Raw genomic sequence first — 22,101 nt, 5'->3', positions numbered from 1 at the left:
ACACACATAAGAAGAGATCTATGTCAATTAAAGATATCGATATTCGTGGTGCAAGAACACACAATTTAAAAAATATAAATGTAGTTATACCAAGAGATAAATTGGTTGTTATCACCGGTCTTTCCGGCTCTGGTAAATCATCATTAGCATTTGATACCTTATATGCTGAAGGCCAAAGGCGATATGTTGAGTCATTATCAGCTTATGCTCGTCAATTTTTATCACTAATGGAAAAGCCTGACGTCGATCATATTGAAGGATTATCTCCTGCCATTTCGATTGAGCAAAAATCAACATCGCATAATCCTCGCTCAACAGTGGGAACAATCACTGAGATTTATGACTATTTGCGACTTTTATTTGCTCGAATCGGTGAGCCACTCTGTCCAAATCATAATTTACCCTTAGCTGCGCAAACTGTGTCGCAAATGGTTGATAGTATTATGGCTCTGCCATCTGAAAACCGCTATATGTTGCTTGCGCCGGTTGTTACTGAGCGTAAAGGTGAGTTCGTTAAATTATTTGAACAACTTGCAGCAAGTGGTTATATTCGAGTTCGAGTTGATGGTGATGTTTATGACCTTTCAGATCCACCAATACTTGAGCTTCAGAAAAAACACACAATTGAAGTCGTTGTTGACCGTTTCCGAATTCGGGATGATTTGAAATTACGTTTAGCCGAATCAATCGAAACAGTGCTTTCCATAACTAATGGTATTGTCAAAGTCGCGAATTTAGATGATCCGAAAGCAGAAGAGCATCTATTTTCTGCCAATTTTGCTTGTCCTATATGTGGTTATAGCATTCCAGAACTTGAGCCGCGATTATTCTCATTCAATAATCCTGCTGGTGCATGTCCGGAATGTGACGGTTTAGGTGTACAACAATATTTTGATCCAAAGCGTATTGTTCAAATGCCTGAAGTTTCTTTAGCTGCCGGAGCGATCAAAGGATGGGATAGACGTAATTTCTACTATTTTCAAATGTTAAAATCGCTAGCAAACCATTATAAATTTGATATCGATAAGCCATATGAAAAATTATCTGACAAAGTAAAAGATATTTTATTAAATGGTTCTGGTGATGAAGAAATACAGTTCGTTTATACCAATGATCGTGGTGATGTCGTTAAACGTAATCACCCTTTTGAAGGGATCATCAATAATCTTAGTCGTCGTTATAAAGAAACTGATTCACAAACTATACGTGAAGAGTTAGCTAAATATATCAGTAATCGTCCTTGTCCGTGTTGTGGCGGTTCACGATTATGTAGAACTGCGCGTCATGTGTTTATTAATGATACTAATTTACCAACAATTAGTGATTTAAGCACACAACAAGCCAAAGATTTTTTTGATAAGCTTAATTTAACTGGACAACGAGCGCAGATAGCCGAAAAGATTTTAAAAGAAATTAATGATCGTCTGCAATTTTTAATTAATGTTGGTTTGAATTATTTAACCCTGTCACGTTCGGCTGAAACCTTATCCGGTGGGGAAGCACAACGAATTCGACTGGCTAGTCAGATTGGTGCGGGGCTTGTCGGTGTTATGTATGTTCTCGATGAACCATCCATTGGTTTGCACCAGCGAGATAATAGTCGCTTGATTGATACATTAACTCACTTACGCGATTTAGGTAATACCGTCATTGTTGTTGAACATGATGAAGAAGCGATAATGGCTGCTGATTATGTGATTGATATTGGACCAGGCGCTGGTGTCCATGGTGGTGAAGTTGTTGCTCAAGGTACGCCAAAACAGATTATGGCAAGTAAGAACTCTTTGACTGGTAAATATCTTTCTGGAAAAGAGAAAATTGAGATCCCAGCTAAACGTCATAAAGTTGATAAGAAAAAAATGTTATCATTGATTGGCGCGACAGGAAATAATCTTAAAGATGTCACATTAAACATTCCTGTAGGGCTATTTACTTGTATTACTGGCGTCTCTGGATCAGGTAAATCAACATTAATCAATGACACCTTATATCCATTAGCTCAAAACGAATTAAATGGCGCTGAAAAAACCGAAATTGCACCATTCAAATCAATTAAAGGATTAAACTTTTTTGATAAAGTTATTGCGATAGATCAGAGCCCGATAGGACGGACACCACGATCTAATCCAGCAACTTATACTGGCTTTTTTACATCAATTCGTGAGCTTTATGCAGGGGTACCAGAAGCAAGGGCAAGAGGCTATAATCCTGGACGTTTTAGCTTTAATGTTAAAGGTGGACGTTGTGAAGCTTGCCAAGGTGATGGTTTAATTAAAGTTGAAATGCATTTTTTACCTGATATCTATGTACCTTGTGATCAGTGTCATGGCGCACGATATAATCGAGAAACATTAGAAATCAAATACAAAGGTAAGTCGATTAATGAAATCCTCAACATGACTGTTGAAGAAGGTCGAGAATTTTTTGACGCGGTACCGATGATTTCACGCAAATTACAGACTTTAATTGATGTTGGTCTTGCTTATATTACCATTGGTCAATCAGCAACAACATTATCTGGAGGTGAAGCGCAACGAGTAAAACTTGCAAAAGAGTTATCTAAGCGAGATACTGGTAGCACACTTTATATCCTAGATGAACCAACTACGGGCTTACATTTTGCGGATGTAAAACAATTGCTTGCTCAACTACACTCATTGAGAGATAAAGGCAATACTATTGTAGTTATCGAACATAATTTAGATGTTGTCAAAACTGCCGATTGGATTGTCGATTTAGGTCCAGAAGGCGGTAGTGGCGGTGGAGAAATCATCGCCGAAGGAACACCAGAAGACGTTGCTAAATCGAAAAAATCTTATACTGGTAAATACTTAAAACCATTACTGGAAAAACAAAAGTAGTAAGTATTGTTATATAAATAAAGTTAACCATAGGAGAAGGATTTTGTCATTACAGATTATACTAATGATCATTATTGCTTATCTCTGTGGTTCACTTTCAGGTGCTATGATAATTTGCCATTTGATGAAGTTACATAATCCTTCTTTATATGGTTCTCATAACCCCGGTGCGACAAATGTATTAAGGATTAATGGGCGATTACCTGCTGTTTTTGTATTAATCTTTGATATGTTAAAAGGTGCTATTCCGGTCTATATTGCTTATCGACTTGGAATATCACCTTTCTTTTTGGGTATTATTGGTATTTCGGCTTGTCTTGGACACATTTTTCCATGCTTTTTTCATTTTCGTGGTGGAAAAGGTGTTGCAACTGCGTTAGGAATGATGGCGCCGATTGGACTTGATTTTACAGGTTGTTTTTTGTTGACTTGGTTTTTTACATTAATTACAACGGGTTATTCTTCTGTCGCGGCAATAGTCGGTTTTCTTTTTGCACCTTTATATGTTTGGTTATTTAAACCAGAATTGACATTACCTGTTACAATGCTTTCATGCTTAATCATTATTCGCCATAGTAGCAACATAATGCGCCTATTAAAAGGCGAAGAGCCCAAAAGCTTTTATCGTCGCAGTAAAAAATAATCTAAAACACAACTAAGCTTAATTTTCAGTTACTAATCGTTATTAGTGATATATGAAAGATTAATTATTTTTAAATTAAAGTAATAGAATATTTTTTGTTTTACAGACAATTCAAACAAGGTATTATTATTCATCTTTTAATTATGTGGTTAATTCATGCAAATCAGTCCGTTACTAGAATCACTTATTAGCGCACTTCGCTGCTTACCTGGGGTTGGTCCAAAATCAGCACAACGAATGGCTTATCATCTATTACAACGTAATCGCCAAGCAGGTCTCCATTTGGCTGAAGAGTTAAATGAGGCTATGAATAATATTGGTCATTGCAAACAATGTCGAACCTTTACTGAACAGGAGATCTGCAATATCTGCGCGAATGTCCGTCGACAAAGTAGCGATCAACTCTGTGTGGTTGAATCTCCAGCAGATATTTTTGCTATTGAGCAAACAGGGCAGTATAGTGGTCGTTATTTCGTTTTACTGGGGCATCTGTCACCACTTGATGGTATTGGCCCGAGTGATATTGGTCTCGACCTTTTAAAAATTAGGTTAAGTTCAGAATCAATTAGTGAAGTTATTTTAGCTACCAATCCAACGGTTGAAGGTGATGCTACAGCCAATTATATCGCCCAGATGTGTAATGAATTTAATATCGTTGCGACTCGAATTGCGCACGGTGTACCAGTGGGTGGAGAGCTTGAAATGGTTGATGGTACAACATTGTCACATTCCTTTGTTGGTCGACAAAAGATAGATTTTTAGCTTTTTGCGATTTATGAACAACTAGGTTGTTAACGGTTAATATGTATTAAGAAAAAATAGGAAGAGAGAGCTTATGAAATATAAAGCAGTCGCATTTGATATGGATGGAACGTTACTTGGTAGTAATCGTTTAATCCTTCCTGAAACAGTAGATATGATACAAAGAATTAGTGATAAAGGAATTAAAGTCATTTTGGTATCAGGTCGTCATCATACCGTTATTCACCCTTATTACTACCAACTAAAATTATCTACACCTGCGATTTGCTGTAATGGGACCTATTTATACGATTTCGAAAAGCAGCAAAACTTTGCTGCAAAACCAATGACTAAACAACAAGCAAAGACATTGTTAAATTTAGTTAACCAATATGGTATTCATACTATGATTTATACTGATCAGTTTATGAATTATGAAGTTCTTGATGATCATTTAGAAGGTTTCTTTCAATGGGTGAAGTCTTTACCTGAATTTCTACAACCAGAAGTTAAAAAAGTTGATGACTTCGAGAAACTGATTGATCAAGCAAATTTGATTTTCAAATTTGCGACCAGTAGTCATGATATTTCAGCATTAAAACAATTTTCAAATGAGGTTGATGCGCTCGGTGAGTTTTCTTGTGAATGGTCATGGTCAAATCGTGCTGATGTAGCGGTAAAAGGGAATACTAAAGGAAACGGATTAAAGCATTGGGCTGAACATGAAAATATCAAATTAAGTGAAATTGTAGCTTTTGGTGATAGTTACAATGATATCAGTATGTTATCCATAGCAGGATTAGGCATAGCAATGGGTAATGCGGATAAAGAAGTCAAAGAAAAAGCCAATTATTCAATTGGCGATAATAACAGCCCAAGTATTGCCGCTGAACTTGAAAAAATATTTTTAAATTAGAAATATTAATTTTAAGATGGTCTTTGAAGTTCTTTATCAAGATAATGATTTAATCGCAATCAACAAGCCAGAAGGGTGGTTAGTGCACCGAAGCTGGCTTGATAAAAATGAAACTGTCGTTGTCATGCAAACGTTGCGCGATCAAATCGGACAGCATGTTTATCCCATCCATCGTCTTGATCGACCAACATCAGGTGTATTAATTTTTGCTTTATCTAGTGAGATTGCAAGATTATTGTCTGAACAATTTGCATCCAAACAAATAGAAAAAGTTTACCATGCTATTGTACGTGGTTATGTTGATGATGAAGCAATCATTGATTATCCCTTAGTTGAAGAGTTGGATAAAATCGCTGATAAGTTTACTCGTAAAGATAAGCCGGCCCAAGATGCTATAACTTTTTATAAAGGTTTGAGTAAAATAGAGTTGCCTATTGAAGTGGGTAAATATAAAACGGCAAGATATAGCTTTGTTGAATTAAAGCCACAAACAGGAAGAAAGCACCAATTACGTCGTCATCTTAAACATATTTTTCACCCTATCATAGGTGATAGTAAACATGGTGATCTTCATCAAAATCGAGCTTTTAGTCAATATTTTGATATTAAGCGCCTGATGTTACATGCTAGTACTGTTAAAATGATTCATCCCATTACATCTACCCCTATCACTATTCATGCAAAATTAAGTGATGATTGGTTAACGATATTACAAAATTTTAAATAAGTCTATTTGGGGCAAATGTCTCCTAACATTATTAATAGTTTTTGTCATTCAGCATGATAAACATAACATGGCAATATTAATGATGGTTATATTCTTTGTCTCAATTAAATACTTTAAAACAAAATAATTAAAAGCATTAGATTAAGAATTTAATCAAATATAGTAATGGATTCATAGCGTTATAATCATCAGTTTTTTAAAATTTTTCTTCATTATTGAATATAAATTCAATTTCACTTCAGCATGGAAATACATCTGACATCTTTTGATAAGTGGTGATAATTGATTTTCTTTTGCTTTCGAAAATTATACTCAGATCAATTAGATTTAGTTGAATAGTGGAAAAAGTAGAAAGCTCATTTTAAAGTTTTTCAGCACTTTTTATTTATGCTTCATGTTTCTACAATTTATTTCAATAATTTGTTTAAATTGAAAAAAGCGCAATTTTACAATTACGCTTTTAAATTATTAACTGAATGATTAAGCTTCGAGATAAATAGACGCCATTTTTTCGAAATCTTTATCGGTAAAACCAAGTTCTTGCTTAATGTAATTGCTAGGTGAGCCTGCAATTTTTCTCATAGTATCGAAAACCTCATTAATAAAGATTTCTCGGGTATCAATTAAACTTAGTAGATAACCCAAAACGTCTTCATTATCAGTGATCTCTCGATAAGCTGCCATTTTTATTTTATTGCGTTCCAATCGATTATCATGTGTTAGCATATAATCATATATAATATCTGATTCAGATACGCCTAACATAACTTGAATTAACAATACACCATAACCAGTCCGATCTTTACCTCCGCGACAGTGTTGAAGGCTAGGGCTATTATTTGAATCTAAAATTACTCTTAACATTTCTCGATAAGCTTTTTTAGATTTTTCACTTAGTACAAAGTTGCGATATTGTTCAAGTACTTGTATTCCGTCACCATTAACTAATTCTTTTGGAATATCACGAAGAACACTTTCAATTAATGCGCGATCTTCGTTGCTTGGATCAGCTGCAAATTGTGCAGCTAATTCAGCTGTTTGAGCAGAGGCATCCAAATTAAAGGTTTGTCTTTCACCTATTGAACAATTCGGGCTTGTTTTAACCTCATTTTCACAACGATAATCAATGATTGTTTTTATATTCAATGCCTTTATATATTGTTGTGCATCAGGTTTTAGGCCATGAAGATGATTAGAGCGATACAACATTCCCCATTTTATAAGTTTTCCTTTCGCACCGACATAACCACCAAAATCACGGAAATTATTTAGTCCATTGATTGGTAATGTTCGTTCTCCAAATAAAAATGGTTTTTGGCCATTTATTTGTAATATGAGATAGATTCGGCTTTTAGCGTTTAATGGATCATCAAATATTACTGGGGATTTTAATGCATTTCCAATTAGTGTTTTATTATTAGTGTTTACATCAGCTTCGGTTGTCCAATATAAATCTGCAGGCTTATCACTATTAAAAGTAACTTCTAATTTTCCTTGCTTATTCCTAATTACTGATATTTCATTATTTTTTTCTAACATAACTTTCTTCCTACCTAGTGTAATATGCCGACTGATGAAAGAACGACTCCAATTACCATTACAGCAATAATGAGCGATACTGTATATTTACCTTGAAATTTCCTAACTAAGAAAAAAACAGCTAAGGTAAAAAGAAGCGTTAATAAATTTGGCATTACCTTATCAAACATTTCTTGAACTTTTATTGATTGCTCACCAACTTCAATTAAATAAGGTGTTGATACTTTTACTGTTGAGGCTATTAACGATCCTAGCACCATTACGCCAACGACATTAGCAACGTTACTAATTCGCTGAATAATATTTGAATTTTTAGATTGCTCTATAAGATCAATTCCTTTGTTATATCCATAATGAACAAAGAAATATTTTGTAAAAATGTTGACTAAATTATAGATGAAAAACATTAATATGGGTCCAATGATATTACCTTGTAACGCAAAAGCTGCACCAATACTTCCACATATCGGCATCCAAGTAAATTTCAGTAGACTATCACCCAAACCTGCAAACGGGCCCATTAATCCAGCTTTTAACGAAATGACCGCATCTTTTTCTTCTTCCGTTGTTTTCTCTTCGACAGCAGCTGTAACGCCAAGAACTAATGCTCCGGCATTAACTTGCGTATTGAAAAACTCAAAATGGCGTTGCATTGCTCTAACGCGAGTTTCTTTATCGGCGTCCTTATAAAGACGGTCTAGAATTGGAATCATACAGTGAGCAAATCCAATCGTTTGTAATTTTTCATAGTTGAATGAAAAAGGGATTGTTTGTATTTTCCAAAAGACACTATTAAGATCTTTTTTAGTAATTTTCTTTTCATTGTTCATAGGTCATATTCCTTTTCAATACTGTCATTTTGCATAGGTTTTTCTTGATTATTTTGATTATTGTTTTTGCCCGCGGTGAATGCCATGTCATATAAAACAGCAAAGGCAAGTGCAACGAAGGTAACAGGTATGATTGGTAGTTTTAGGTAACTAGTTAAAACAAATCCGAGTAAAAAGAAGAACCACATTGAGCCTTTTAATAACATCAACAATAGAATACAAATACCTACTGCGGGGATTAATTTTGAAGCGACACCCATACCATCAATTATATTCTTTGGAATAGCGTCTAAAATTGTTTTAATAAGATCACTGCCAAAATAAATTGCTAAAAAGCATGGAACAGCTCTAATTAAAAACCATATAGGTGTTGAAAAATAATGTACTTTAACTAGTCCTTTATAATCTCCATTTTGTATGCTTTTTTCAGCCCATGGATTTAAGAAACAAGCAAATGATCGCCATAGAATAAGTAATTGTTGGCAAAGTATTGAAACGGGTAGGGCTAATGCAACTCCAGTGGCAACACCACCGCCAGTTGAAATACCTAATGAAACGCCAATAATTGCACCAGCAACAATATCTGGCGCAGAGTAAGCTCCAACATTTCCAACGCCCATCCACATAAGTTCAAGTGTTGCACCAATGGCTAATCCTTGAACCATATCACCCATGATGATGCCTGCTACAGTACCAGTTAATAAAGGCCGACGTAACATTTGTGGCCCAACATCATCGAGTGAACAAATTCCCGCCCAAATGGCGACAAGAATAGCTTGTGTTAACATGTGTTAACCTCCAAATTATAGAAATAAATGTTTTAATAAATAGTGTTAGCTGAGTAGGGTTTTTAGATCGACAATTGGATCTTTAGGCACCATCTGAATTTCAACTTCAACATTTTTTGCAATGAGATTTCTAAATGCTTGTTCTTCTTCTGGTGTGACAGACACCGCTCTTGATAATTGATGACGACCATCTTGCATACGCATTCCACCTACATTGAGTTTTTCAAGTGACAATCCACCGTCCACTAATGCGTCAACGTCAATACTATTGGTGAACAGTAACATTGTTCTTTTTTTGATAGGTGTCTTTTTTAAGATTTCGATAAATTGCTGTACTCCAAAGATCAAAACCTTTAATCCTGGCGGTGCAGACATGGTTAATACTGATTGTTGAACTTTGTCATCAGCAACTTTATCGTTGATGACTAATACTTGCTCGATATCATAGTTTTTCACCCAAGTTGTAATAACTTGTCCATGAATTAATCGGTCATCGATTCGTGCTACATTAATTGGCATTGGTGTTCTCCTTACAATTCATTAACTTCTTCATTTTTAATATTTAGCAGTTGTCTAACGTCTTTACAGCTTTGAGGAAATGCTTCTTCAATAGCTTGTTTGGCATCGTTCAATGTTCCCTCTCGATTGTTTAAAACTTCAAGTAGTACGGGAATATTAAAACCACAAAATAGTAAAACATCGTCATGGGATATCAGTAATTCACTAGCAAGATTGCAGGGAGTTCCTCCCATAATATCAACCAAAATAATTACTCCATTGCCTTGATTAAGTTTTTTATAACTACTTTGCATTTCTTGTCGTAAATTATTGATATTGCTATCAACTAAAACTGAAATAATGTGGATACTTTCTTGCTCGCCCATAAGCATCTGTGCACATTCAAGTGCACCCTGAGCAAAAGGGCCATGACTTGCTAAAATGATAGGTAAAGGATTAGACATAAAAATTTCCTTGTTTGTAACTTTATTACTAAATATATAAGTATGTTTAGTAATAAAGTTACATCTACATTTAAAAATAGTCATCCATTTTTTAAGAAATTTTTATAATTTTGTGAACAAGATCAAATTTATTAAAGGAAAAGTTTAAGTTAATGACTTTTCAACTTGATGATATTATTTGATTGGTAAATTTGTTATTACTTCTGGGTATATCGAGGATATTTTCGTTTTTCACGATTTTGAGTTTGCTGTAGTAACCTTTCATCATATTTACGAATAAATAAGTTAGTTAACAACATATTAATGACTGATATTTGTGAAATTTTGGAACGAACAGGAATCAATCTAGAAGCGTGTTCCATAGATGTCGTATGTAAGACAAAAGAGGCTAATGATGAAATTTGACTTTGTCCCATTTTAGTAATAGCAATAGAAGGGACTGATGATTGACCAGTAAGTTTAAGTAAATCTACACATTCAGGTGTTTCACCAGAATGCGAAATAATAATAACAAGATCATTCTTGTCTAACGTGCTGATCAAACTACGTGAAATATGAGCATCAAAATGACAATTTACATCTTTCTTGATTTTAATTAGTTGATATTCAAACTCTTTACCAACCAAGCCACTGCTTCCTACGCCAAATATCACAATTTTGTTACTTTTGATTATTAATTCGATGGCACTGTTTAATGCATGAGTATTAACAATGGAATGAGTTTCGTCTATAGAGGATTTTTCCATAGCTTGAACTTTGCTATTTACTTCCTCAAGAGAGTCATTCAAATTAATATCATCTTGAAGAATTTCAGTACTAAGCTTTTGAGGAATTGAGCCGATAAGATCGACCTTAAAATCACTAAAACCTTTATAACCTAATTTGTTACAAAGTCGTAAAATGGTCGTTGTGCTAACATGATTGTGTTTTGCTAAGGTTTGTATACTCATATTTTTTAGCGCTTGAGTATTTGCAATAATATATTCGGATACTTTTAACTCCTTAGTTGATAAGTCTTTTTTTACTTCTCTGAGTTTTAGTTCAATCATTGCACACCTCAAAAAACTATTTTAGTGAAGCAAGTATATAAAATTCGTCTTAGAAATTAAAAATAATTTTATAATTTATTAATCAAATTTACTTCACATAATCCTATTAGTTGCTATCAATAATAAAAAAGTATTCAATAATATTAGACTTTTCCATAAAAAAACCCGCAAAAGCGGGTTTTTAGTGTAATAAAAGAAAATTATTTATCAAATTCACTGATAATTTCTTTTGCTGTTTTTCCATCAAGTTTATTTTTCATTTCAGTAAAGATTTTATTTTGATCGCCAGCATTAGCTTGGTTAAGTGCTGCAGCAGAAGCTACTTTAGTTACTGCTCGTCCAAAAGCAAGTTTATCAGAGTCACTTAATTTTTCAGTAGCTTTTTGAATAGAAGTCGCATAAGTTTCTTGAGTAGATAAATCAATTTTAGGTCCATCGTCACCACAACCAACTAGGACAAAACTTAATAATGATACAGCTAGTAATTTCTTGAACATTTCCTTTCCTTAAAAATATATTGTTAAATGCAGCGCTATTTTTATACTAAATATGGTCAATTATCAAGTGATAAATCAATTTCTATACAAAAATAAATATTATTTTAAATAATTTGGAATCTATAACACGAATTATATTCTTTTTATTTCTAGCTATATAAAAAGGTAATTTTTTACGTATAAAGTCGATTTTTAAACTCAAAAACCCCGTTCCTCAACTTTTTTTGCAATAATTTATCTTGACCTAGGTGATTTTAAATTTTTTATTAATGTCCTAAATATAGGACAATTGAAATAATCGCTACGACTGCTGTATTTATAACCTATTTAACCTTGACGATAGAGTAAGCCAATGCTAATATTTGCCACCTATTCAGATAGACCTCTACGGCGCGTTGGCAGAGTGGCCATGCTGCGGATTGCAAATCCGTCTACCTCGGTTCGACTCCGGGACGCGCCTCCATTAAAATCCCAAGAATTTTATTTTGCTCATAAAACAATATAGGCTAAATTTTTTATTAATAGTATTGGGTTAATGTATCCAATCCACAAGAAGTTTTTTAAAATTCTCTTTTCTTAATGTTTAAAATTATCAAAGATAAAAGTAACGCGACAATAGATGTTCGTGAGCTTACTATAGGCTATGAACTATTAACCAACAAAATATTGTTTGGTACCAACAAAAACCACAAAAACGGGTAGTATACAAAACTCTTTATTAATTTCATTTAACACATTGATAAAATTATAGATTTAACCGATTGAGGTTTAAGTGTCATCTGATTAAAAAAACATCAAAAAAATTGGTGGAATTTTATACCTTGCTATTTTAATTAATAAACAATAGGTTATAATAAGGGTGTTCCCTATATATATAGGGATAAACCGAACTTGCAAACATACATCAAGCTGTTTCTTTTGTGTTCCCTATATACATAGGGATAAACCGATGGAAATTGTATCGTATACAGCTAAAATCTAGTGTTCCCTATATACATAGGGATAAACCGGGAATGGAAATGATGGCGATTCTAGGGGAAATGTGTTCCCTATATACATAGGGATAAACCGGTGATATATTTAATATAAAGCATTATCAAATCGCTTTCCTATATACCTCGGTAAGTAGAATACCTAAGAACGTAATAAAAAATAAATCATATAATGGCCTAAAAAATAAGGGGTAAAGATGAGTAAATTAAAAAATGAAGATAAGGCTTTTAAAATGGATTTTTCTTTAGTGAATGATACAGATGATAATGAAAATCGAATCAATAAAAGCACACATAGAGATTATATTGATTGCTTAATGGATTGCTCTTTAAATGGAATCAGTATAACCCCATACAATAAAAGTATTGATTCAAGTACTAAAGCAGTTGGTAATTTTTCTATTGGGACTGAATATGTAATATATCATCAATTATTTCCATACGCCTTTTAAATATTAATAAATTTATATTAACAGTTGATCAGTAATATTTCTAAAAGTTAGTTATTTGAGTAAAAATTATGAGTAATAAAAATCTCACACAAGGTGGCCTGTTTTTTTTGTGTGCTTATATAATGAAATTAATTAAATTTGTCAAAAACCAATATTTAGTTATAAAAGATTTACTCTAACAACGTTGAGGCGAATTGAAAAAATGTTAGGGTATGTAAGAATTAAAATTATAACAAATTGAAAATCCGTCTATCTCGACTTGGGGACTCGTCTCCATTAACGTCAATGTTTTAATTAATTAAAATTTCTGTAATAAAATAAGTTGCTATAGATTAGTGGTAGAGATACCAACCTTAATCCAAAGTCTTTTAAAAATAATTTTATAATTCATTAAGTTAACAAAGTTCACTAACGGTTTTATGTAATATTTATTTATATCTTATTATTTAATATTGCTGGATAATCGGAATTTGCCATATTATTAATAAACTAAATTAAGCCGTTGCATTTTATTTTTATTAAATCTTTGTGGTTAGCACTTTTATCCATGGTTCCGATTTTTATTTTTAAAAGTTTACTTTATATCTTCAATGAAGATTTATCATTTATAATTCAAAATTGATTAACTTGCGATTTTTTTATTATTTTTATCAATAATTAGGATAATATAAATTATGAGTTATTTTAATTATCACGCTAAAGCCAAAAAATTGATAAAAGAGGGTTTTCTTACTCGATATGAGTTTGTCGATAATTGGAATGGCATCAAACCAGCACTAGTTTTATATTTTGAGAATTCAAATCCAATGCCGATAAGAGAATATCGCTGGCAAGAGTATTTGCCGCTTATTGAAGCTGGTGATGAATAATTTAATTATATTTAAAAATTTAAGGTTATTTATCGAGTTGTAGTGCAATATAAAGCAGTACACGATCATCAAATTTCGATAAATCTAATCCAGTCAGTTTGGCAATATTATTCAATCTATACTCAAGTGTATTGCGATGTATAAATAGATTTTTGGCAGTATTGCTATTGTGTAAGTTATTAAAAAACCAAGTTTCAAGCGTGTTTTGCAATAAACCATTTGTATCAGATGCTTTTAATTTATTTAAAGGGGAAAGTAATTCTTCAGCTTGCCAATCTTGATTTAAACCATCTAATAAAACCGGTAAGATAAGATCTTGATAATAGTAGTTACGGCATTCTGGTAATCTTTTTTTACCGATTTCTAAAGCTGTTTTAGCTGTTTGATAAGATCTTGCTATTGTGTCGTTTCCTTGATGAAAATATTTCCCTAAAGATATTTTTATTGCAAATTGACTAAGCAATTTTGTATGGCTAACTAGTTTTTCTAGTTTTGTTTTATGTTCTGAAAAATCCCATCGGTTAAACTTATTTAAAGCAGGTAGTAATATAACAATTTCGGTTAGTGACTTTATGGCCACTAGTTTGGTTAGTGTTTCGAGTTCATTTCGGATTTGTTGTAACTCCTCCATTGCTGTTTGAATTCCTAGCTGACCACTCTCGATTTCAATAATAACAGCAACATAAGCTAACGATAAGTCAATATTTAATTTTCGACTCCATTCATTTATATTTGAAAGCGTTTTATCTGATTGAATTACTGATAATATAAACTCTTCTTTTAACCGATTCTCTTGAGATTGTTGATTGAATGATAATGCTTGTTCCATTATCATCTCTGCTGTCATACTAACAAGTTCAGCAAATTGGATTATTTGTGCTGGTTCACCTGTTACGCCAATAACGCCAACAATTTCTTTTTTTAGTTTTAATGGAAAATTAACACCAGGTTTAACACCTTTAAGTTTTTTTGCAGTTGGATTGTCAATGGTAACAACCCTGCCTTGTGATATTGCTAACACTGCACCTTCATGTAATTCGCCAATACGTTGTGTATCACCACTACCTATAATTTCACCATGATTATTCATTATATTGACATTACAGTTGATGATTTTCATAGTTTTATCAACAATATATTGAGCAAGTATTGGTGAGATGCTTTGCGATTTCATAGCGATAAACCTTATATTATTAACAAGTTCTAATTTATAACTTATTGATTCTAATTTTATTACTATAATTCTTGTTGAGATCGTGTTAAAACTTTTTAATTATAGCAGACTTTAGGTCTGTTACTTTAAGATTAAGATTTATTTATGTTTAATTAGATAATAATTGGGGAATAAAGAATAGCCTCTTTATTTCCCCATGCTTTTGTTTGTTAGTGTCTAAAAATGTTAAAGTTAAGTAATACTAATTAAGCGACCAATATTTTCACTGGTTCGTTCAATATTTTTGAATCCATCAGCCAATAAATCTTCAATCTTAGATAGAGATGGGATAATTCCAAAAATGGCATTAATTCCTTCTGGATAAAGTTCTTCGATGTTTTCACCAATCATTCCTGCTAATGCAATAACTGGAATATTGTGTTTTTTTGCAGTTTGTGCAACACCATAAGGCGTTTTTCCAAATTTGGTTTGAAAATCAATTCCCCCTTCTCCTGTAAAACAAAAATCGGCACCAATTAATTGGTTTTCTAAATTACTATATTTGATAACAATATCGATGCCTTTTTCCATTTTACTATTGGTAAATGCCATTAATCCTGCCCCTAATCCGCCAGCAGCACCAGCACCAGGAATAGTCGCAACATCTTTATTTAACTGAGATTTTATGATTGATGCATAATGTTGTAAGTTCGCATCCAATTGTTCAACCATCTCAGGGGTTGCTCCTTTTTGTGGTCCAAATACTCTTGAAGCACCTTTTTCACCACAGAGTGGGTTGGTAACATCACTTGCAACAATAAATTCTACTCTATCAAGTTGAGGATTTACTTCAGATATATCAATTCTAGCTAAATTGCCTAATGCTCCTCCACCTTTAGGGAGTAGTTGGTTGTTTTTATCGTAAAGCTTTACGCCTAAGGCTTGTGCCATTCCGGCTCCACCATCATTTGTCGCGCTACCGCCAATACCCAAAATAATTTTTTTAATACCCTGTTTTAAGCAGGCAAGAATCAATTCACCTGTACCAAAGGTTGTAGTAATTAATGGATTACGTTGTTCTTTGGTAACAAGATGGATACCACTTGCTGAGGCCATTTCAATGACTGCAGTGGTGTTATCTCCAAGGATTCCATAATAAGCCGTCACTTTGTTACCAAGTGGACCAGTAACTTCACAAGCATGTAAAGTTCCATTAGTCGCATCGACTAGTGATTGTGTTGTACCTTCACCACCATCGGCCATTGGGACATGAATATATTTGGCATCTGGAAATACCTTTTTTAAACCTGACTCCATTGCTTGACACACTTCCTTTGCTGTTAAGCTTTCTTTAAATGAGTCAGGAGCAAGAACAAATGTTTTCTGTTTCATAAAAATTACTCTTAATATTACATAATAAATTGATAGAAAATAATGGCAATAATTGTCATTGTTCCACCAACCATCGCTTCATATGGAATTAATTTCATACGCTGTTTAATTGTCATATTCATACTACCGCCAGTTACATGAAAGTAATTTCCTTGCGGTAATGAATCAATAACTGTTGCACCTGTATGCATCATAACAGCTGCACTAATAGCTGGTATTCCTAAATCTGTGATGGTTGAACCAAATGTACCTGTTGCTAAAATTACACCTGTTGAAGTTGATGCTGTAGCTGCTGCCATTAAGACACCTGAAATTGGTGATAAGTAATAACCAGAAATTCCCATTGAATCAATGATATTGATAACTTGAGCTGCTAAGTTTGATGAACCAATCAAACCTGCAATAGCACCAGCACCGACAAGAATAAGTACTGTTGGTGTCATTTTTTCAATCCCAGATTTGGTATACATTGCAATGTTACGATGTTGTCCCATTGCTAACATGCCGATGATCCCTGCTACAGGAAGCACATATAATGCATCAATCTTTAAATTAGCTAGTGCTTCAATATGGAAAATATTGCCTATAGGGCTAATCATTAATAGAAGGATTGCTGTTACAGGAGCAACGATTGCTTTACCTAATGATGGATTTTTATTTTTCTGTTCAGCATCATTTTTTTGTAATGCAACGACTTCGTCGTTAGCAATTTTATCTCCTTTATTTTTTATCAATGAAGCGATAACGACAGTTGCAATTAAACCAAATAGAGCAGGAATAAAACCTGCTATCATCACATCACTTAAGCTTAAATTGAAACCATTGGCAACAGCGATGGTATTTGGGTTAGGTGATATAATATTCCCAGCTTTACCACCACCAGAAAGTGCTAATAATAAGGCTAATCGAGAAATGCCCATTTTATTACCAACTGATAAAGCAATCGGTGCAACGATTAATACAGCAACTGGAATAAATACGCCTGATGCAGTAATAATACCTGTTGCTAATGCTAAAGCGAGTAATGCTTTTTTCTCACCTAATTTTCTAACAACAGCTTGAGCAATAGTTTCCGCTGCGCCTGATTCCATCATTACCCCAGCTAGAATACCCGCGGCTAATACTCTAATCACCGTGCCCATAATACTTTGTGTACCAGTAGTTAAAATCGTGACAGTTTGTATTAGATTTGCTCCACCAATGAAAGCACCAATTATCGCCCCAAAAAATAACGAATAGACTGGGTTTATTCCACGTAATATAAGAAAAATTGCAAGAAAAAGTCCTATTATAGCTCCATACCAACTAATGAGTTCAGTCATTTAAATTTTCCTCATGTTTTTATGACTATTAAAAAATATTGCGCTAATTTTATTATCGAATTAGTTTGCTATCTATGTGGTTTTGCACAAATGTGAGCTATAAAAACAAAAAAATATTGGGCTTTATAATAGCGTTATGTGATCTTCGTCACAAATTTAGCGCGTTTTACATATCCAATTTTATAAAAATCTAGATCATCAGCTCATTTAAAATTAGGCGATAAAATTAGATTTGAGAAATTATTGTTTCTTATTGCGATTTTCCTTATTGTAAATACAATTAATTTGCCAATCCTATAGCTAAAGCGTAAAATGCCCATCCTATTTTGCTTAACCTATTACCTTATAGGGTAATACTGACTTGAAATCAGAGGCATTTTTTAATGACAAATATATATTCAAAACCAGAATTACTTTCTCCTGCTGGTTCGCTTAAAAATATGCGATACGCTTTTGCCTATGGGGCAGATGCGGTTTATGCTGGTCAACCACGTTATAGTTTGCGTGTTCGAAATAATGAATTTAATCATGAAAATTTAGCGATTGGAATTAATGAAGCACATGCGCAAGGCAAAAAATTTTATGTAGTTGTAAATATCGCTCCTCATAATTCAAAGCTTAAAACCTTCATTCGTGATTTAGAACCGATTGTGAATATGAAGCCAGACGCTTTTATCATGTCAGATCCAGGCTTAATTATGTTAGTTCGTGAGCATTTTCCTGAAATGGAAATTCATTTGTCTGTACAATCAAACGCGGTTAACTGGGCAACGGTAAAATTTTGGCACAATATTGGATTAACTCGCGTTGTGTTATCACGAGAGTTGTCTCTTGACGAAATCAAAGAAATTCGTGAAAAAGTCCCCGAGATGGAACTTGAAGTTTTTATTCATGGTGCGCTTTGTATGGCTTATTCGGGACGATGTTTATTATCGGGTTATATTAACAAACGTGACTCTAACCAAGGAACTTGTACCAATGCTTGTCGTTGGGAATATAAAGTGTCCGAAGGTAAGGAGGACGAAGTAGGGCAGATAGTACATAAATATGCCCCCATTCCTGTAAAACAGATTGAACCGACTTTGGGCATTGGCACAACAACCGATCAAGTCTTTATGTTAGAAGAATCTGGTCGTCCTGGTGAATATATGCAAGCTTTTGAAGATGAACATGGAACTTATATCATGAATTCCAAAGATTTAAGAGCGGTGGAATTAGTCGAAGATTTGACAAAAATTGGCGTACATTCATTAAAAATTGAAGGGCGGACAAAATCCTTTTATTACTGCGCTAGAACCGCTCAGGTTTATCGTCAAGCTATTGATGCAGCGAGTGAAGGTAAGCCATTTGACCCTCGTTTATTAGCTGAACTTGATTCATTAGCTCATCGAGGATACACCGAAGGCTTCTTGCGTCGTCATAAACATGAAGATATGCAGAACTATGTTCATAGCCATTCAGTGTCAGATAGACAACAGTTTGTTGGAGAGTTTAGTGGTCAACGTTTAAATGGATTAGCTGAAATTATTGTGAAAAATAAATTTTCAGTAGGTGATAGTGTTGAGATGATGACACCAAAAGGTAACACAACGTTCATTATTGAACGAATGGAAAATAAAAAAGGCCAACTTGTTCCTGCTGGACTCGGTGATGGCCATATTGTTTATATTCCGGTAGCTGAAGATATCGATTTAAATTATGCGCTTTTAATGCGTAATTTTGATTAGTCCATCTCTATTTAGCTAACTGTTTGAATTTATAAACAGTTAGCTAATATCATTATTGACGGATTAAATCTTCACCATAACCAATCCATTTATAAGTTGTTAATGCTTCTAAACCCATTGGTCCTCTGGCATGTAATTTTTGAGTACTAACAGCAACTTCGGCACCTAAACCAAATTGTGCGCCATCCGTAAATCGAGTTGATGCATTAACATAAACTGCAGCCGCATCAACTAGCTTAATGAATTGCTCTGCATTAAGTAGACTTCGAGTTAGAATGGCTTCTGAATGGCCACTTCCATATTCTCGAATATGTTCAACTGCTAATTCAAGTGAATCAACAATCACTATGTTCAGATCTTTGGAAAGCCACTCTTGTCTAAGTTCGTCATCTTCTACTGGAAATAGATTTGCTACGCCTGAATTTAAAATTTTATAAGCATCAGGATCAGCATGTAATATGACGTGATTATCAGCCATAATTTGACTAAGCTTAGGCAGAAAAGTATTTGCAATTTCAGTATGTACGAGTAATGTTTCTACAGAGTTACATGTACTTGGTCGTTGAGTTTTGGCATTTAGAATGATTGAAAAAGCTGCGTCAAAATCTGCGCTTTCATCGACAAAGATATGGCAAACTCCAATACCGCCAGTTATGACCGGAATGGTTGAATGTTCACGGCAAAGTTTATGTAGAGCCTCACCGCCTCGGGGAATAATCATATCTACATATTTATCAAGTTTGAGTAACTCAGTGATATATTTACGATCAGGATTATCGATTGATTGAATAGTAGTTTCAGGTAAGCCGGCTTGATTTAATGCTTGTTGGATAATGGATATGATAGCCGCATTAGTATTAACCGTTTCTTTTCCACCACGAAGTATCGCTGCATTACCTGTTTTTAAACAAAGAGCAGCAATATCTATAGTAACATTAGGGCGGGCTTCATATATTACACCAATTACACCTAGCGGAACTCGGTGACGTTGTAACTTTAATCCGTTCTCTAAAACTGACCCATCGATAGTTTGCCCAATAGGATCGGTTAAGGAGACAACTTTGCGAACATCATTAGCAATAGAGGATAATCGCTCTGGCGTTAATAATAAACGATCAAGCATTGCCTCACTTAATCCTTGATTTTTTGCTATAGCAATATCTTTTTGATTCGCCTCTAAAATGCTTTGAGAGCTTTGCTCCAATAAATCAGCAATACTAATTAAAGCCTGATTTTTGATTTTAGTTGGGCATTGTGCTAATTGATATGAGGCTTGTTTTGCTAACTTTCCAATTTGGTTTATCATTGCTTAACCTTAATAGATTTTACTCACACTGTGTTTGACAGAATACAGATTCTCTAAAAAATAATTTATCTAATGATATTATACAGGTTATCCCACTTTAATTCTTATTTATAAAAGATTTAGAATAAATAATAGAGTTAAAGAGGTATGAGCTGTCACCTTAAACAAATGTTGCTAATAGGAATCAATTTATTCCAACAATAATGTATTTTTCAGGCGATTGTCAATTATGAAGCTTAAAAGTAAGCTGTGATGATAAGATAATGATGAAAAAAAGCCAATATAACAAGTAAACAAATCTATCTGTTATAAAGGCTGTAATATATAAGTTAATAAAGTATTCAAATTTGATCATCTATCGCCAATTTACACAATAGCTCTATCAATACTTATTAAGTAAATTTTTAATTATGTTTTGCTGACAAGCTGTAACCATTAGTTAAGTATTTAAAATAATGATCTATACTATTCAATAATAATTAATTTCAATTACAGTATTGGCAATGTATTATAAATTCATAAAATAAACTTTTAAATTAATAGAAAAAGGTATAGGCAAAGATATTTTTTTTCATAAAATTATAATCTTATAGTTTATATTTCTTTATCTTTCAATATTATATGTAAAGTGCTTAAAAGTTTTTCTTTTTCTGCGTCTTCCATAATTGATAAAGGTATATTTACAGTATATTGCTTGTTACTAATTTTATTTATGTAATTGATGATCACCTTATTATTTTTATAACTAACTGATGTGATTTCCTTAAAAAGTATGCTCACACTCTTTCTCAATGGAGCAGCAGGTTGATAAGTAATAAAGTCTTCCCCAATTGAAATATAAACCAAATTGTATTGCCAAATAGTACGAATAATTAGTAATATGGGTAATCCTACGCCTATCTTTAAATTACCAGGGAAAAATAGAAAAGCGAAGAAGTTAATTATATATAATATAGTTATAAGTTTGAGGTGTCGTCGAGCACGAAAAGGTTTTATGTTTTGAGAGTCCATTTTTTATCCTTAAAATTAATATCCAATTTTTCTATAAATTACGTCTTTGTTCTAGTGTTTTTTCATTAGTCTGGTTAATTATTTTTCTTCCACCCAGAATCCCTATTAAACCTAAAGGGATAAAGAGAATGCTGCCAATAATAATTAAAGTGCCGGCTAGTTTTTGATTATATCTTGCAAATAAAATACCTAATGTACTTATTAATGCAGATATTATTACATAAGGTAATATTATTCGATAACTTGAGTCTTCTAGTGAATTCGAGTAAACAATTAATACACCAAACCAGTTGGCTATTACACCACCTATAGCTAGTCCCATTT

21 protein-coding genes and 1 tRNA gene are annotated in these 22,101 nt (G+C 33.3%); 9 read left to right on the top strand and 13 right to left on the bottom strand.

What is annotated here, in order from left to right:
* The first annotated feature begins 26 nt into the window (after nucleotides 1–26).
* The 5 genes from uvrA (at nucleotide 27) to truC (ending at nucleotide 5,888) form a co-directional block, all read left to right on the top strand.
* Nucleotides 27–2,861, top strand: coding sequence for an excinuclease ABC subunit UvrA (uvrA, locus tag J3T98_RS03035; protein ID WP_416380615.1), 2,835 nt, complete (start codon nucleotides 27–29; stop codon nucleotides 2,859–2,861).
* A 43-nt stretch (nucleotides 2,862–2,904) separates the two neighbouring features.
* A complete protein-coding gene (plsY, locus tag J3T98_RS03030; protein ID WP_141673967.1) occupies nucleotides 2,905–3,504 on the top strand; it encodes a glycerol-3-phosphate 1-O-acyltransferase PlsY in 600 nt (199 codons plus the stop codon).
* A gap of 156 nt (nucleotides 3,505–3,660) precedes the next feature.
* A complete protein-coding gene (recR, locus tag J3T98_RS03025) occupies nucleotides 3,661–4,266 on the top strand; it encodes a recombination mediator RecR (RefSeq protein ID WP_267356605.1) in 606 nt (201 codons plus the stop codon).
* 73 nt (nucleotides 4,267–4,339) lie between these two features.
* On the top strand, nucleotides 4,340–5,161 hold the full coding sequence (locus J3T98_RS03020; protein WP_267353188.1) for a pyridoxal phosphatase: 822 nt from the start codon (nucleotides 4,340–4,342) through the stop codon (nucleotides 5,159–5,161).
* Between the two features lie 16 nt (nucleotides 5,162–5,177).
* Nucleotides 5,178–5,888, top strand: coding sequence for a tRNA pseudouridine(65) synthase TruC (truC, locus tag J3T98_RS03015; protein ID WP_267353189.1), 711 nt, complete (start codon nucleotides 5,178–5,180; stop codon nucleotides 5,886–5,888).
* A 480-nt stretch (nucleotides 5,889–6,368) separates the two neighbouring features.
* Here truC and J3T98_RS03010 read toward each other — a convergent pair whose 3' ends face one another.
* The 7 genes from J3T98_RS03010 to J3T98_RS02980 form a co-directional block, all read right to left on the bottom strand.
* A complete protein-coding gene (locus tag J3T98_RS03010; protein WP_267356610.1) occupies nucleotides 6,369–7,427 on the bottom strand; it encodes a tyrosine-protein phosphatase in 1,059 nt (352 codons plus the stop codon).
* Nucleotides 7,428–7,441: 14 nt separating this feature from the next.
* On the bottom strand, nucleotides 7,442–8,257 hold the full coding sequence (locus J3T98_RS03005; protein WP_065563530.1) for a PTS system mannose/fructose/sorbose family transporter subunit IID: 816 nt from the start codon (nucleotides 8,255–8,257) through the stop codon (nucleotides 7,442–7,444).
* Complete coding sequence (locus J3T98_RS03000) at nucleotides 8,254–9,045, bottom strand: PTS mannose/fructose/sorbose/N-acetylgalactosamine transporter subunit IIC (RefSeq protein ID WP_267356612.1); 792 nt, start codon at nucleotides 9,043–9,045, stop codon at nucleotides 8,254–8,256. The genes J3T98_RS03005 and J3T98_RS03000 overlap by 4 nt, the downstream gene beginning before the upstream one ends.
* A 45-nt stretch (nucleotides 9,046–9,090) precedes the next feature.
* Nucleotides 9,091–9,564 (bottom strand): PTS system mannose/fructose/N-acetylgalactosamine-transporter subunit IIB, encoded by a 474-nt coding sequence (locus J3T98_RS02995; RefSeq protein ID WP_065563528.1) that lies wholly within the window; start codon nucleotides 9,562–9,564, stop codon nucleotides 9,091–9,093.
* Nucleotides 9,565–9,575: 11 nt separating this feature from the next.
* On the bottom strand, nucleotides 9,576–10,007 hold the full coding sequence (locus J3T98_RS02990; RefSeq protein WP_065563527.1) for a PTS sugar transporter subunit IIA: 432 nt from the start codon (nucleotides 10,005–10,007) through the stop codon (nucleotides 9,576–9,578).
* 197 nt (nucleotides 10,008–10,204) lie between these two features.
* Nucleotides 10,205–11,056 carry a MurR/RpiR family transcriptional regulator gene (locus J3T98_RS02985; protein ID WP_267362121.1) on the bottom strand — a complete coding sequence of 284 codons (852 nt, stop codon included), beginning with the start codon at nucleotides 11,054–11,056 and terminating at the stop codon, nucleotides 10,205–10,207.
* A 200-nt stretch (nucleotides 11,057–11,256) separates the two neighbouring features.
* Nucleotides 11,257–11,553, bottom strand: coding sequence for a DUF6694 family lipoprotein (locus tag J3T98_RS02980; RefSeq protein WP_267356614.1), 297 nt, complete (start codon nucleotides 11,551–11,553; stop codon nucleotides 11,257–11,259).
* A gap of 389 nt (nucleotides 11,554–11,942) precedes the next feature.
* Between J3T98_RS02980 and J3T98_RS02975 the strand changes: the two genes are divergently transcribed.
* The 3 genes from J3T98_RS02975 to J3T98_RS02965 all read left to right on the top strand — a co-directional run bounded on the left by J3T98_RS02975 (nucleotide 11,943) and on the right by J3T98_RS02965 (nucleotide 13,866).
* Nucleotides 11,943–12,016 (top strand) — tRNA-Cys (locus J3T98_RS02975).
* A gap of 726 nt (nucleotides 12,017–12,742) precedes the next feature.
* Nucleotides 12,743–12,997, top strand: coding sequence for a hypothetical protein (locus J3T98_RS02970; RefSeq protein WP_267362120.1), 255 nt, complete (start codon nucleotides 12,743–12,745; stop codon nucleotides 12,995–12,997).
* A 674-nt stretch (nucleotides 12,998–13,671) separates the two neighbouring features.
* Nucleotides 13,672–13,866, top strand: a complete 195-nt coding sequence (locus J3T98_RS02965) for a thermostable hemolysin delta-VPH (RefSeq protein ID WP_065734052.1) — start codon at nucleotides 13,672–13,674, stop codon at nucleotides 13,864–13,866.
* A gap of 25 nt (nucleotides 13,867–13,891) precedes the next feature.
* Here J3T98_RS02965 and J3T98_RS02960 read toward each other — a convergent pair whose 3' ends face one another.
* The 3 genes from J3T98_RS02960 to J3T98_RS02950 all read right to left on the bottom strand — a co-directional run bounded on the left by J3T98_RS02960 (nucleotide 13,892) and on the right by J3T98_RS02950 (nucleotide 17,733).
* Nucleotides 13,892–15,040: a sugar diacid recognition domain-containing protein gene (locus tag J3T98_RS02960; protein WP_267353193.1), complete on the bottom strand. Its 1,149-nt coding sequence runs from the start codon at nucleotides 15,038–15,040 to the stop codon at nucleotides 13,892–13,894.
* Between the two features lie 231 nt (nucleotides 15,041–15,271).
* Nucleotides 15,272–16,411, bottom strand: a complete 1,140-nt coding sequence (locus tag J3T98_RS02955) for a glycerate kinase (RefSeq protein WP_267362119.1) — start codon at nucleotides 16,409–16,411, stop codon at nucleotides 15,272–15,274.
* Between the two features lie 17 nt (nucleotides 16,412–16,428).
* A complete protein-coding gene (locus J3T98_RS02950) occupies nucleotides 16,429–17,733 on the bottom strand; it encodes a GntP family permease (RefSeq protein WP_220225997.1) in 1,305 nt (434 codons plus the stop codon).
* A gap of 383 nt (nucleotides 17,734–18,116) precedes the next feature.
* On the opposite strand from J3T98_RS02950, the gene yegQ reads away from it, so the two are divergent.
* Nucleotides 18,117–19,460, top strand: coding sequence for a tRNA 5-hydroxyuridine modification protein YegQ (yegQ, locus tag J3T98_RS02945; protein WP_267362118.1), 1,344 nt, complete (start codon nucleotides 18,117–18,119; stop codon nucleotides 19,458–19,460).
* A gap of 52 nt (nucleotides 19,461–19,512) precedes the next feature.
* Here the strand turns inward: yegQ and proA are convergent, their stop codons facing one another.
* The 3 genes from proA to J3T98_RS02930 form a co-directional block, all read right to left on the bottom strand.
* On the bottom strand, nucleotides 19,513–20,766 hold the full coding sequence (gene proA, locus J3T98_RS02940) for a glutamate-5-semialdehyde dehydrogenase (protein ID WP_267362117.1): 1,254 nt from the start codon (nucleotides 20,764–20,766) through the stop codon (nucleotides 19,513–19,515).
* Nucleotides 20,767–21,360: 594 nt separating this feature from the next.
* On the bottom strand, nucleotides 21,361–21,777 hold the full coding sequence (locus J3T98_RS02935) for a hypothetical protein (RefSeq protein ID WP_267362116.1): 417 nt from the start codon (nucleotides 21,775–21,777) through the stop codon (nucleotides 21,361–21,363).
* A gap of 31 nt (nucleotides 21,778–21,808) precedes the next feature.
* Nucleotides 21,809–22,099: a hypothetical protein gene (locus tag J3T98_RS02930; protein ID WP_267362115.1), complete on the bottom strand. Its 291-nt coding sequence runs from the start codon at nucleotides 22,097–22,099 to the stop codon at nucleotides 21,809–21,811.
* Nucleotides 22,100–22,101: the final 2 nt, after the last annotated feature.

It is taken from the genome of Gilliamella sp. B2772, from assembly GCF_026536985.1.
Taxonomy (GTDB): Bacteria; Pseudomonadota; Gammaproteobacteria; order Enterobacterales; family Orbaceae; genus Gilliamella; species Gilliamella apicola_E.
Note: the sequence above shows the minus strand (reverse complement) of the source record. Positions and strands in the feature narration are given on the sequence as shown.